This window comes from Nibrella saemangeumensis (assembly GCF_039541915.1).
Lineage (GTDB): Bacteria > Bacteroidota > Bacteroidia > Cytophagales > Spirosomataceae > Nibrella > Nibrella saemangeumensis.
The window spans coordinates 30,969-43,307 of the sequence record NZ_BAABHD010000072.1; the positions used below are offsets into that span (position 1 = coordinate 30,969).

Genomic DNA, 12,339 nt, shown 5'->3' on the forward strand with positions numbered 1-12,339 from the left:
TATATGAGCAGAAGTAAGGAAACAGCAATAGCTGAAGGCTCTCTGGACATTGGGCATGCCCGCGGTGCCAAAACAGGCAACTCTTATATCGAAGGGCTGCGTGATAGCCGGGAGGTATGGCTGAACGGCGAGAAAGTCGACGTTACTACGCACACCGCATTCAAAGGTAATCTAACAGAGCTTGCGCGGTTATACGACCTCCAGCACACGCCTGCCTTGCAGAAACAGATGACATTTGTTTCTCCTGACACAGGCAATCTGGTGAGCTATTCCTATTCGCTCCCGGATAGTCCAACTGAACTCGAGCTTAAATGGCGCAACTCGCATATCTGGATGGAGAACAGTTGGGGACAGTTACCAAGGCTGCCGGATTTTATGTCGAACGTAATGGTGGGTGTGTACGATTACCGCAACGAGCTTGGCCTGGCCGACCCGCGCTTCAAGCAGAACGCGGTCAATTATTATACCTACTGCCGCGAGCACGATATATGTCTGACCCATGCATTAGGCGATCCGCAGATTGACCGATCGGGCGGTCCGGCCATAGATCCGGACATGGCGTTACGCGTGATGAAAGAAACTGCCGATGGGGTTATTGTCTGCGGAGCCAAACAACTGGCCACGCTGGCCCCTGTTGCGGATGAAGTGCTGATCTATCTCTCTCCTTCATTCGCCATGCGTGAGCACAAGGAATTTGTGCTGTGGGCGGCATTACCTCTGGCCACGCCAGGGTTGAAAGTGCTGTGCCGCGAACCGCAATCACACGCCAATGAGGCGTGCGGTCACAGTCATCCTTTTGCATGGAGATATGATGAGCAGGACGCCATGTTGTTTTTTGACAATGTGCTCATACCTTGGGAGCGGGTGCTGCTGCTGTATAATAGTGAAATTGCCGCGAAAGGGTTTGAGCGCATAAATGCATGGTCCTTATACAGCGGGCAGATCCGTTTTTATCACAGGCTGCAAACATTCATAGGCGTTGCCTCCCTCCTTGCCGAGTCAATTGGGGTCAATGGGTTCAGAGAGATATGCAACTCGCTCGGGGAACTGGCATCCTATGCTCAAATGACAAAGCTGGTGCTGAAGGGACTGCAACAGGAAGCGTATCTCACGAACGGAGGCCTCTATGCGCCCGGCGATACGACCGCCTCCGGCGTGTTCGCAGCGCAGGTATCGCCGAGGTTAGTCGAGATTCTCAAAGAGATCGCGGCTTCAGGGTTGGTAATGCAACCCAGCGAAGCGGACCTCAGTAACCCCGAATTAAAACCTTTTCTTGAAAAATACATGCGCGGAAAGGATATTGACGTTTACCAGAAATCACGCCTATTCCGGCTTGCCTGGGACCTTGCAGGCGATAGCTACGGCATGCGGCAGGAGTTATATGAGCACTGGTACCGTGGAGACATTGTCCGTAACAGAATTAACCTGTTTGCGCAATACGATTGTAAGCAAATCAAGCAGAAATTGAAATCGCTTATATCAAAACCAATACAACCTTAAATTAAAACCTTATGTCATGAACGAACAGGCAAATCCCCTTTCGCTTAAGGCGGCAGGAGATGCAAAGGTGTCCAATCTGGTTGGGCTCTGCGCTACCTGCTGATCGCTATTGCCAACGCCTACTAAATTGTTATCGTGTGATTTACGGCATGATGGGTGTTTGGATATGATTATGCATTGATGAAGTACTGCGCGCATCCATCAATTACTGGAAATGGTCGATACACAAATGGATCAAATACCAGATTGAATATACAAACGCGCTTTATGCCTGCTGTTATTTGCAGCAACAGCGACAAACTTTCTTTTCTTTACCGAAAAACCGCTTTATAAAACTGAAGCAAACAACAGAAATAGAGTAATTCAGGCTGGCAGGTATTTCGGTCAGGCTGAATAATGAAGAAAAAAGCCTGAAGGAAACTCCGCAACTCTGGGAAAAATTCTTTAAGGATGGGTTAATGCAGCAATTGGCAGGTGGCCAGAGCAGGCCTATTTAGAGGCATACTTTGATTACGATAGCGATGCATCGGACAACTACACCCTTATGCTGGGAACGAGGACAGCCGATTGCTGGATGGTATGATTGATAAATCCATCCCCGCCGCAACTTACGCCGTATTTAAAGTGGGCGGGCCAGACAAGAGCAAGGACGCATGGATGGATATATGGAGCAGCAAGAAGCTGAAAAGAACCTATACCGGCGATTTCGTTGTTTTACAAGACAATACCGTTACTATTTACGTAACTATTAGAAAGTAAAATAAAACCCATGGATACAAAAGGCGTTCGTCCTGCCCTTACACCCGAGACTTCCATTGCGGACTTCAGGAATTTTTATTGGTACAAAGAAGAGCTTATAAAGTTCTGTGCAACGCATGGCATCCCGGTGAGCGGCATGAAGCACGAACTGTATGAACGCATTGAGGAGTTCTTGAGGACAGGCAAAGTGAAAAAGGAAAAACTAGCAAGGAAAATTGCTGCCGCTACCATAAGGACTAGCCCGCTTACCCTAGATACCCTAGTTAATGAAACCTACCGGTGCAACAATGAGACTAGGAACTTCTTTAAATCTGTCATCGGTGCTCATTTTCATTTTACCGCACACCTCCAGGCTTTCCTGAAGGCCAATAGGGACTGTGGCCTTACTTACGGCGACCTCGCAAAAGAATGGGAGGCCGAATACGAACGTAGGAAGGATAAAAGTTATAAAGCTCCCATTATGAAGACTTGGGAGTACAACCAATTTACCCGGGACTACCTTGCAGACACTTCAAATAAAGGCAAGGGTATAAAAGAGGCTGCCGCCGCATGGAAAAAAATCCGGGCCAACAAAGGGCCCCGAACCTATGAAGAATTCAAGAAGCTGTTTTAATGCTGTACGAACACGCAGCCCGGAAGAAAAGGTCAGGGCCGGTATCCCAGACGGCAAAATATTGATTACCAGACTTTTATTTCGAATTTTACCATTAAAATCCCTCCATTCCCTATGCTCATCTATGCATTCCCCGGCCAGGGCTCACAAAAAAAAGGAATGGGATCCCATCTTTTTCCGAAGTATGCATCGCTAATGGAAAAAGCAGATACCATATTGGGATATTCTATGCAACAGCTGTGCTTAGAAGATAAAGAGCGACAACTGTCTAACACCCTTTTCACGCAGCCGGCGCTATATGTTGTGAATGCGCTCCATTACTATGAGCGGCTGGCACTTACAGATGTAAGCCCCGACTACCTCATTGGTCATAGCTTGGGGGAGTTTAATGCGCTGCTAGCGGCTGGTGTTTTTGATTTTGAAACAGGCCTGTTGCTGGTGAAGAAAAGAGCGGAACTCATGAGTAATGCAAAGAAAGGCAGGATGGCTGCCATTATCGGCGCATCGCTCAGCACTATCCATGAAATATTGGAAAATGCATCGTTTCCCAACATCACCATTGCTAATTTGAATGCTCCGCAACAATATATTATCTCGGGGCCGGAGGATGACCTTATGCAGTGTCAGCATGCATTTCAGGGCGATGTGAAGTTCGTCCCATTGAATGTGAGTGGTGCCTTTCATTCGCCCCTGATGGAGGAGGCAGGCATTGAATTTTCATCGTACATAAAGCAGTTCAGTCTCTCCCCTGCCCGGATTAAGGTCATTTCCAATTACACCGCTAGGCCCTATACAGCAGACAGCCTGTATGAGAACCTGTGCAAGCAGATCACTTCCCCGGTGAGGTGGATGGATAGCATTCAATACCTGCTGAAGCAAGGGCCTATGTTACTGGAGGAAACAGGACCGGGAAACGTTTTAAGCAAGCTGGCTGAGCAAATTGCACAATGCAGGTTAAATTAATATTATAAGTGAGCGAGCGCATTATCCCTCTTAAAGTTTGTCACGGCACTTGGAGGAACTTCTGTTATTTCATCCGTGACCCTGCAACTTCCGAAGCTGTGATAGTGGACCCGGCCTGGGAGCTTTCTACCATCATGCAGGAAATAAGTCGAAAAAAAATGCACCTGAAAGGTGTGCTGCTCACGCATGGCCATGAGGATCATTCCAACCTTGCAACCATGGTACAGAAGCTCTACAAGGTGCCTGTATTTGTACATATAAAAGAAATTGAGAGCTGCAACTTCAAAGGTCCTACACTGGAGCCCATCAGAACTGAAGAGACCATATGCTTGGGGGAAAATTTAAGAATCGAGCCATGGTGGACGCCAGGTCATACTAAAGGCAGTATTTGCTATTTTGCATACGATGCGCTTTTTACCGGCGATACTTTATTCATTGAAGGTTGTGGAATATGCGACAGGAATGATATCGGTTCAACCAGCGAAATGTTCAACACGCTGAAGCGGATCAAAAACTCGCTCAGCAGCCATTCTAGAATATTTCCCGGTCATTCTTACGGCTTTCCACCTGGTACAAGTTTCGGAGAAACAATTAAGACAAATATTTATTTGCATTTTGACAATGAGTATGACTTTAGCCGTTTTAGAATGAGGGAAAACCAAAGGTCTATTTATAATTTTAAGTGAGCTCAATAAGGGGTTCTCGTATGTTTGCTAGTGTTGTTGAGATAGGGGATAAAAACCGATATTGGCTGGCGGAAAGGGAGAGTAATTGGGGTTTAAACGGCCGATAACTCGGTACGTTGTGAAATGAAGTAAGTCCTCCCTTTCGAGTCAGTCAAAAGTCAGAACAGCACCTAAGACCTTGTCTTTCGGCAAGCAGTCAGAATAAGGGACGAGAAAAGACTACACCCTATCGCAACAGACATGAAGACAAACCCCATCCGCCAATGCGTTGGTATTGACATCAGTAAAGACCAGTTTATGGCCAGCTTCGCCACCTTGGATGAAGCATTCCAGGTGACTATTAAAAGTACTAAATCGTTCGCCAACACCCTAGATGGATTTGAGAAAATGACTCGCTGGATCAGCCAGTTGGAGCATGCTCAAGTGACTATACATTATGTCATGGAAGCTACTGGGGTGTATTATGAATCCTTAGCCTATTGGCTTCACGAGCAAGGGCAATCCGTGAGTGTGATTTTGCCTAAACAGTTCAAAGCTTATGCCAATAGCTTAAACATTAAGTCGAAAACGGATCGGATTGATGCCCGGGTTTTGGCTCAGATGGGTCTAGAGAGAAGCTTACCTGTTTGGCAACCGGCCAGTCCTATTATGAGACAGTTAAAGCAGTTATGCCGGGAGAAGAACACGCTTAAAGAAGAGAAGAAAGCTCTTAAGAATCAGCTACATGCACTTACCTGTAGCTATCTACCCAACGAAACAACCCATCAACGGCTCCTACGGCGGCTGGCTACGGTTAACGAGTTGATTCGGGAAGTTGAATCTGAATTACTGGCAACTCTTCAAAGCGATCCCCGCTTAGCTGAGCGAATTGAAAACGTCTGCACCATTAAGGGCATTGGTCTAATGACAGCTCTAGCATTAATAGCCGAAACGAATGGATTTGCTCTGTTCACAAGCAAAGCTCAACTGGTGTGTTACGCTGGTTATGATGTAGTTAAAAATGAGTCGGGCACATCAGTTAAAAACCCTACTAAGATTTCCAAAAGGGGTAATAATCATTTGCGAAAAGCGCTGCATTTTCCGGCGTTAACAGCGATTCGCTACGAACCTCGGTTCCAGAAAGTGAGCGAGCGTATCACAGAGCGGTCTAGCTTAAAGATGAAAGGGGTCGTAGCAGTTCAACGGAAGTTATTAGTACTGGTTTACACCTTGTTCAAAAACAACACACCCTTCGAGGAGCAGTATGAGAGTCAAAAAATAATTAGGCAGAGCCCAGTACTGAACCCTGCCTAAACTGCATGGTCAAGTAGACCTGCTTAGAAGGCCTGAAGTTATAAATTTTTCTTTTCCCCTTTTGTATTTTAACACAGCACCTTCTTCCAACGGGGCATTCCTACACGCTAAGCAACTAAGGCCTTAGTTTTAAGCCTGATTTTCTGTACATAATTGTAAACAGTGCCATAGGCCACCCCAATCTGTTTGCTAATTTGATTCATCGACACGCCCTGGCCGTACAACCTGGCAATCTCGGCCTGTTTCGATTCGAGCAAGGGGGGACGAGCGATATGTTTACCCTGCGCTTTGGCACGAGCCATGCCCGCTCGTACTCGCTGGCTAATCAGCGAACTCTCGAACTGAGCCAGCGAAGCCATCACATGGAATATCAACTCGCCCGTCGGCGTGGTCGTGTCGATATTCTCCTGATACGAGATAAAGTCACCCCCCAGACTCTGGAACTCTTTCAGGGCATTGACCAGTGCCTGCGTCGAACGGGCGAAGCGGTCATACCGCCAGACCAACACCACATCGATCTGCCGTTTGCGGGCCGCCCCAATCATGGCCCGGTACTGCGTCCGCTCCTCAGTTGTTCCCGAAGCCGTATCGACGTATTCAGCGGCCAGAACAAAACCGCGCCGGTGGGCATACTCCCGCAACGGCCGGAGTTGTGTTTCGGGGTCTTGTCCTTTGTCCAGGGTGGACACGCGGGCGTATAGGGCTACCCGTTTGGGTTGATCCGACGGTTTTTTGGCCATGCAAGCTTATCAAAAAGGAGTTCCTTTTTGATAAGACAGGGAACCCGCATTATTTGCCAAACAAGGGTCATTTCAGGCAAGAATAAAAGTAACCTTTTTTGATAATCCGCTGAATGTCAGTCCCCGGCTGACTTCAACTATTTTTATAGTTGCTTAGCGTGTAAAATCGCCCCGTTGGAAAAAGAACCCCAAAATGGGTGACAAAGCGGCTGCCTTTATCCGTCAGCACCAGGACCGGCCTTTTTTTCTGTATCTGCCCTTTACCATTCCGCACGCATCGTTGCAGGCTCCGGATGCCGCCGTGGCGGAGTATCGGGATCGATTCCCGGAAACACTCTATCATGGCCAGCAAAATTATGCGGCTACGCCCTATCCCCGAGCCACCTACGCAGCCATGATTACGTACATGGATAAGAAAGTGGGCGAGGTTATGGCGCTTCTAAAGGAACTGAATCTGGATGACCATACCCTGGTGCTGTTCACCTCCGACAACGGCACTACCTTTAACGGCGGAGTGGACGCGGCTTTTTTCGAGAGCGTGGGGCCTTTTCGGGGGCTCAAGATGGATGTCTTCGAAGGGGGTATACGGATGCCTATGATCGCCCGCTGGCCCGGAAAAATTGCGCCGGGTCGGGTTACCAATCACCTGGGAGCCCACTATGACATCTTAGCCACGCTGGTGGATGTGGTGAAAGCCAAGCCGGTCAAAACGGATGGTATCTCGTTTCTTCCGACGCTGCTTGGTCAGGTGGCCAAGCAGAAAAAGCATGAGTATCTGTACTGGGAATATCCCGAAAAAGGAGGCCAGGTTGCCATTCGGATGGGTAACTGGAAGGGTGTAAAGGTAAATATGAAAACAAACAAAGCCGCCCGCTGGGAGCTGTATGATCTGGAAAAGGATAAAAGCGAAACAACTAATCTGGCCTCCAAGTACCCGGCAATCATTGCAAAATTTGACAATATCGTCTGGAAAGAACACCAACCCTCGCATGTGCCGGAATGGGAATTCATCCGGTAAGAGGATGGCCGATTAATATTAAAACCCTTCTGATAAACTCATGCGGTCGGCAAACGGGGATCAACGAGGTAGGGTACAATCCGAATCACACGACAAGCCGCCTGCAGCGGATGAAGGGGGTCTATTAACACGTTCCGGGACGGGGAGAGTGGTACCACCGCTGAGGGAACCGCCAGCGCCAGGGCGTCGTGGCGATTGAACTGTTCTTCGGCAAACTGAGGTAGTTCAGCCGGCGTAGCGTACGGATCATCCCAGCCATCGGGTAATTGATGAGCCTCCAGGTAGGTGATCGACCCGGCTGGAATGGCGATCTCACACAGAATTAGCGGGGGCAGTTCGGCCAGCGGACTACCATCCAGGTGTACCATGTACTCCAGAAAGCAAAGTTCCGGAGTAGTTGCCGTATACACCATTGGCCGACCTTTGACATTCCAGCGACCACCGCGCAAACGGGCACCAATGCCGTCGAGAATCGTCTCGCGGTGCGCATCGGTTTGAATTCGGTAAAGCAGGATAGGTTCTTCGATAACGGACATCAGCTAAACACCCCGTATTCAATACGGCCCAGAATATCTTCCACCAGTTGAATACCCGTGGTGCTGTCGAGCAAATCCAGCGGAGAGCGGTCAGCCAGTAGCCTCAGCGGCCGGCGCAACCAGCGGGTAAACTTGCCCTGATCCTGAAAGACGGTAGCGCCGTATACAGCCAGACGCGTGAGCAGCAGCAAGCGTTCAGAGGTAGCTGCGTCCAGCCGCTGCAGTTTAGCCTGCCGGTGAAAAGTGGCCACTGACTGATTCAGCAAGCGAGCCATCTCTTTATCAGACACGTCCAGTAATCCGGCAACCCGGCCGGCTTCGGTGCCGATGAGTCCCTGCCGGGAGCGGTCGATAAGTTGAAGGGGACTCAGCTTTCCCACATTTTGTAAAGCGGATGCCGGTTGAGTAGCCATAGATAAAGCACAGGTTAAAACAGGCTCATTTGATTGCAATATAACACGCTTTTGCAACAGTTTGTGCCCGTATTGCTACTGCTTCTTAATATACAGCGCTGTCTTACCTATTTCAATACGTTGGGGATAGGTCTCTAACTCCCGGTCAATTAATTTATTATCGTAGGGAACGGGTCGGCTAATGAGTTTAGTATCCACAAAGACGATATTCATTCGTTCGTTAACGCGATCATCTACTCGTTGTGTGTGCTTCAGCAGGTGCTCATTGGCAGTAGCCGTTTTCGTTTGTTCATCATCTTCAAAATAGCGGTAGGAACAGTACCAGTACCTGTAATAATGGTGATAATTGGATAAGCAGAACTGGTATATATCAGGTGTGCGTAGCATAGACCGGAAAAGGTCATCTATTTGCTGAAGCTCTTTTTGCTGGTTACGTCTCAGCGGTTGCAAAAAGGAGCGGTTGAAAAGTTCATCGCGGTACTCTTTCAGATATTGTAAGGCCTGCTCCCGACTTACCTGCCGATCAATACTGTATTTATGCTTCACAAAGAAGGTCAGCGAAATTGCCGGCCGTTCGTAATTGACCAGTTTTAAGTTTTTGTAGGCGTCCCCGGGCCGGTGGTACGGCTTAAAAAGATTCATGTGCTGGTGGGGCACGAAATAAATTTCGAGTTCGGGGTCCGAAGGAAGGGCACTAACCTGATGGGTAAAGGGCTCCAGCTTGATCTGGCAGCTAAATAGTACCTGGCGAAGAGCAGGAAGGGGAGCAAGATCAGTGCGCTTGGCAGTTCTCGGCATGGGAATTATGTATAAATAATCACTTATTTCCCTTAAAGGTAAATTTCCCTTTCAAATCTTTCCAAATTCTTATTTGAAATTTTTTTCACGCATCTCAACACCCTAGTAGCCGATCAAATCAATGGTAAAATTTTTAGTTCTTTGAATTGAAAATTGTAGATTGTAGCCATTTCAGTATTAAAATAATATGGTGATTTACAACTATTTAACCGCTAATTAGCGGAACAAAGGCAACGTAAACCCTATTTTAAGCAACATCTGACCTATTTGGCGCAACGTATCCCCTATTTACAGGCAACGGGTACTCTAAAAGTAGCCCTGTAAAAGCAACGTTTCTTCTACTGAAAGCAACGCACGCCCTATTAATGGCAACATATCCCCTACTTTTATCCACAGCCAGATTTTGCTAAAGGCAACGTAGGCTCTACTCTTCTCCACAACAAAAGCAACGTATGTCCTACAGGGATTTTTCTCATAACATTACTAAAGGCAACGTAAAATCTATTTTAACAGACCTTATTTGCCTGCCAAAAGCAACGTAAACCCTACTTTCCAAAAAGGGCTTATATATCAAAGGCAACGTTTGCCCTACTTCTTTATAATCAAGCTCAAGCAAAAGCAACATATCTCCTATTTCCCGACAGATCATGGATAAAGGCAACGTAAACTCTACAATTTATTATTGAATTGGGCTTGAACTGCTGCCATGTAGCCGTAGGTAGTAAGTTAATTTGAGTTAAAGCAACGTTTTTCCTAAAATTAATTGGCTCATTTAGCCAGTAAGCAACGCAGCTATTTTATACGTTGCATTATGTTGGGCTCTTTTGTACCTTGTCGGGGTATTCAGACTAATCCCTGCATGGAATTACTGCCCCAGATTAAGGAACCGCTCACTCTGCTCCTGGCCCGTCATGAATTTACGCTGCTGGAACGTCGCATCTACTGGGCTGTTCTGAAAGCCTTAAAAAACGACCAAACCACCAGTAAGGAGATTGCCAAATTCGAAACCAACAAAGAGTTTCGTATCCATATCTCCGAACTCTTTGCCACCGACACGAATCCAAGTATCTCGGACCTAAAAAAAGCAGCCGAACGGATCACCTCCCGGCGCATTGTATTTGAAGAGGCAGAGAATGACAGCTTCAGCTATATTGTCCCATTCCCTTTCGTGAAGTACCAGCGAGGATATATTCACATCGTTATGCTGGCCAACGTGGTACCTTACTTTATTAATCTGAGTCGGGGATATAGCCAATACCAGTTGAAAGCAGCTATATCGCTGACCAGTGAGTACGCGCAATTGCTATACCCCCGACTGTGCCGGTTTCTGGACACCGGCTTCTGGCGGATTGAAGTGGACGAATTGCGTCAGCTATTACAGGCGGAGAAGTATCCCCGGTATTCAAATTTTAAACAGCGGGTATTGGATGTATCATTGAATGAAATAAACACCCGCACGGATATTACAGTTGGCTTTGAGGAAGGGAAAGAAGGGAAAGCCGTACGCTGGCTCACCTTCTCAATCCGAAAAAAACACGAGCGGGAAGACGAGTACCGAACGTTCCTTGATGAGGTGAATACCGCCTTGAATCAGACACTGGAGCGTCGACGGGCATTTGTCATTCATGTATTACCGAATTACAACTTTACCCCCAGTCAGCAACAACAGATCCTGGATGATGAGGAAAAACTGAACAGGTTCATCCGGGCCGAAAGTTACGTAGCTCAGGGGGTAGGGGATATAAAAGATCCGACCGCTTACATAGCGTCCAGCGTATTTGGTTACACTAAAAAGGGAAAGAAGGCAAAGTAGATTATAGCGTAACGCCAGCTTTAAGGCTGAGCCTTGCGTTTCTTTGCTGGTTTGTTCTCCTGGAGGAGGTTCATCATTAATTGCTTAAAATCTTCGAATTCGGCTCGGAAGCCGCTCTCCGCGTCCAGCTTCTGCTGCAGCGCTGTCAGCCGCTCTTTCAATTGAACGTTTTCAGCCCGGCTCAACTCTAACTGAGCGTCAAGATCTTTTTCCTTTACTAACCACTGCTGTTTTTCATTTGCTGCCTGGTTCACCGATTCGATAAGTTGATTAATTTGCTGGTGAGCCTCGTCCCGGCTAGCTTCCACCTCCAGCAGTTGAGAAGCCAGATGGTCAATCTGTTCCTGTTTCTCGGTTTGCAGGGTTTTCGCGTTTCCAACCTCGTTGTTTAGATCCTGTATCAGCTTACCGAACATCAATCCTAGTTCTTTATACGAATAGGTATGAATGGCCTGCGTGGTCGTGAAGCGACCCTGTGCCAGAGCTTGCTCATCGTCGTCCAGAACAATCAATTGAAGGTTGTTGAGTTCCGGGTAATCGCGTACTTTGAGCTTATTAGCGGTTACTAATTGTGAGATACGACTCTCACTTATAGACTCTCCCTTCGTTTTCTGTACAAAATCTATGTACTCTTTACGAGTCAGTTCTTTTGTTGTGTCAATTGTGATGATAGCCATACCCTGTAACTGTTTGTTTGCAGACCAAAATTAATTAAACTTAATTATACATTAAAGTTTAGTTTATAAATTCAACTTTACTTTATAAACTAAACTTTAATTCAATTAATGAATGGATGGCCTACACTAATTTTGACCTTACCTTCTTTTTCTAATTGCCGAAGGTATTTCATAGTCAGTCGGAAATTGCGCTTGCTTTGGTAGGAAACTAAATCGGCAAGGGCCCACATGGCGGCAAATGGCCAGCCAACAATTGTGAGCTGTAGAAATAGGCTAAAAATCGCAGCAAAAGGACGGGCCCTTAGTAGAAAAGATAGGAACGGAAACAGAAGGGATAACACTCTCATAGCTTTCTCACAGATACGAATCCTGATGTCCCAACCAAATTTGGACCATCAGGAATAGTCTGTCAAGTATACTATAAGAACCCGTCGACTGTGTTCAACCTGTGACTGAAATGGTCAAAATATAGCAAAGGTACCCCCGTTTTTTAACACCTCTGCTAAAATTGTCAGTTTGCAGTCAGTTTT

The 12,339-nt window shown here is 47.0% G+C and carries 13 protein-coding genes; 8 read left to right on the forward strand and 5 right to left on the reverse strand.

Annotated elements, in window-relative coordinates:
• Window positions 1-3 precede the first annotated feature (3 nt).
• The 6 genes from ABD949_RS20270 to ABD949_RS20295 all read left to right on the forward strand — a co-directional run bounded on the left by ABD949_RS20270 (window position 4) and on the right by ABD949_RS20295 (window position 5,814).
• Window positions 4-1,500 carry a 4-hydroxyphenylacetate 3-hydroxylase family protein gene (locus ABD949_RS20270; protein ID WP_345246392.1) on the forward strand — a complete coding sequence of 499 codons (1,497 nt, stop codon included), beginning with the start codon at window positions 4-6 and terminating at the stop codon, window positions 1,498-1,500.
• A 525-nt stretch (window positions 1,501-2,025) separates the two neighbouring features.
• Window positions 2,026-2,259 (forward strand): effector binding domain-containing protein, encoded by a 234-nt coding sequence (locus ABD949_RS20275; RefSeq protein ID WP_345246474.1) that lies wholly within the window; start codon window positions 2,026-2,028, stop codon window positions 2,257-2,259.
• A gap of 10 nt (window positions 2,260-2,269) precedes the next feature.
• On the forward strand, window positions 2,270-2,872 hold the full coding sequence (locus tag ABD949_RS20280; protein ID WP_345246394.1) for a DUF6434 domain-containing protein: 603 nt from the start codon (window positions 2,270-2,272) through the stop codon (window positions 2,870-2,872).
• A gap of 114 nt (window positions 2,873-2,986) precedes the next feature.
• Window positions 2,987-3,835 carry an ACP S-malonyltransferase gene (gene fabD, locus ABD949_RS20285; protein WP_345246396.1) on the forward strand — a complete coding sequence of 283 codons (849 nt, stop codon included), beginning with the start codon at window positions 2,987-2,989 and terminating at the stop codon, window positions 3,833-3,835.
• Between the two features lie 8 nt (window positions 3,836-3,843).
• Window positions 3,844-4,521 (forward strand): MBL fold metallo-hydrolase, encoded by a 678-nt coding sequence (locus ABD949_RS20290; RefSeq protein WP_345246399.1) that lies wholly within the window; start codon window positions 3,844-3,846, stop codon window positions 4,519-4,521.
• A gap of 240 nt (window positions 4,522-4,761) precedes the next feature.
• Complete coding sequence (locus tag ABD949_RS20295) at window positions 4,762-5,814, forward strand: IS110 family RNA-guided transposase (protein ID WP_345246401.1); 1,053 nt, start codon at window positions 4,762-4,764, stop codon at window positions 5,812-5,814.
• A 107-nt stretch (window positions 5,815-5,921) separates the two neighbouring features.
• Here ABD949_RS20295 and ABD949_RS20300 read toward each other — a convergent pair whose 3' ends face one another.
• Entirely contained in the window at window positions 5,922-6,554 is a 633-nt protein-coding gene (locus tag ABD949_RS20300; RefSeq protein WP_345246403.1) for a recombinase family protein, read from the reverse strand.
• A gap of 193 nt (window positions 6,555-6,747) precedes the next feature.
• On the opposite strand from ABD949_RS20300, the gene ABD949_RS20305 reads away from it, so the two are divergent.
• Window positions 6,748-7,572, forward strand: coding sequence for a sulfatase-like hydrolase/transferase (locus ABD949_RS20305; RefSeq protein ID WP_345246405.1), 825 nt, complete (start codon window positions 6,748-6,750; stop codon window positions 7,570-7,572).
• A 38-nt stretch (window positions 7,573-7,610) separates the two neighbouring features.
• On the opposite strand, the gene ABD949_RS20310 is transcribed toward ABD949_RS20305, so the two are convergent.
• From ABD949_RS20310 to ABD949_RS20320, 3 genes are all read right to left on the reverse strand, one after another.
• The gene (locus ABD949_RS20310; RefSeq protein WP_345246407.1) at window positions 7,611-8,108 is read right to left on the reverse strand and encodes an RES family NAD+ phosphorylase; all 498 of its coding nucleotides are present in this window, start codon (window positions 8,106-8,108) and stop codon (window positions 7,611-7,613) included.
• Window positions 8,108-8,521 carry a type II RES/Xre toxin-antitoxin system antitoxin gene (parS, locus tag ABD949_RS20315; RefSeq protein WP_345246409.1) on the reverse strand — a complete coding sequence of 138 codons (414 nt, stop codon included), beginning with the start codon at window positions 8,519-8,521 and terminating at the stop codon, window positions 8,108-8,110. The genes ABD949_RS20310 and parS overlap by 1 nt, the downstream gene beginning before the upstream one ends.
• Window positions 8,522-8,596: 75 nt before the next feature.
• Window positions 8,597-9,319 carry a hypothetical protein gene (locus ABD949_RS20320; RefSeq protein ID WP_345246411.1) on the reverse strand — a complete coding sequence of 241 codons (723 nt, stop codon included), beginning with the start codon at window positions 9,317-9,319 and terminating at the stop codon, window positions 8,597-8,599.
• 859 nt (window positions 9,320-10,178) lie between these two features.
• Here ABD949_RS20320 and ABD949_RS20325 point away from each other — a divergent pair.
• On the forward strand, window positions 10,179-11,132 hold the full coding sequence (locus tag ABD949_RS20325; RefSeq protein WP_345246413.1) for a replication initiation protein: 954 nt from the start codon (window positions 10,179-10,181) through the stop codon (window positions 11,130-11,132).
• 20 nt (window positions 11,133-11,152) lie between these two features.
• Here the strand turns inward: ABD949_RS20325 and ABD949_RS20330 are convergent, their stop codons facing one another.
• Window positions 11,153-11,809, reverse strand: a complete 657-nt coding sequence (locus ABD949_RS20330) for a hypothetical protein (RefSeq protein WP_345246415.1) — start codon at window positions 11,807-11,809, stop codon at window positions 11,153-11,155.
• Window positions 11,810-12,339: the final 530 nt, after the last annotated feature.

Excerpts from the sequence above, each read along its gene's own strand:
- ABD949_RS20300 (WP_345246403.1), bottom strand. The coding sequence starts at position 6,554 with ATGGCCAAAAAACCGTCGGATCAACCCAAACGGGTAGCCCTATACGCC.
- ABD949_RS20295 (WP_345246401.1), top strand. The coding sequence starts at position 4,762 with ATGAAGACAAACCCCATCCGCCAATGCGTTGGTATTGACATCAGTAAA.
- ABD949_RS20280 (WP_345246394.1), top strand. The coding sequence starts at position 2,270 with ATGGATACAAAAGGCGTTCGTCCTGCCCTTACACCCGAGACTTCCATT.
- parS (WP_345246409.1), bottom strand. The coding sequence starts at position 8,521 with ATGGCTACTCAACCGGCATCCGCTTTACAAAATGTGGGAAAGCTGAGT.
- ABD949_RS20330 (WP_345246415.1), bottom strand. The coding sequence starts at position 11,809 with ATGGCTATCATCACAATTGACACAACAAAAGAACTGACTCGTAAAGAG.
- fabD (WP_345246396.1), top strand. The coding sequence starts at position 2,987 with ATGCTCATCTATGCATTCCCCGGCCAGGGCTCACAAAAAAAAGGAATG.
- ABD949_RS20305 (WP_345246405.1), top strand. The coding sequence starts at position 6,748 with ATGGGTGACAAAGCGGCTGCCTTTATCCGTCAGCACCAGGACCGGCCT.
- ABD949_RS20320 (WP_345246411.1), bottom strand. The coding sequence starts at position 9,319 with ATGCCGAGAACTGCCAAGCGCACTGATCTTGCTCCCCTTCCTGCTCTT.
- ABD949_RS20270 (WP_345246392.1), top strand. The coding sequence starts at position 4 with ATGAGCAGAAGTAAGGAAACAGCAATAGCTGAAGGCTCTCTGGACATT.
- ABD949_RS20310 (WP_345246407.1), bottom strand. The coding sequence starts at position 8,108 with ATGTCCGTTATCGAAGAACCTATCCTGCTTTACCGAATTCAAACCGAT.
- ABD949_RS20325 (WP_345246413.1), top strand. The coding sequence starts at position 10,179 with ATGGAATTACTGCCCCAGATTAAGGAACCGCTCACTCTGCTCCTGGCC.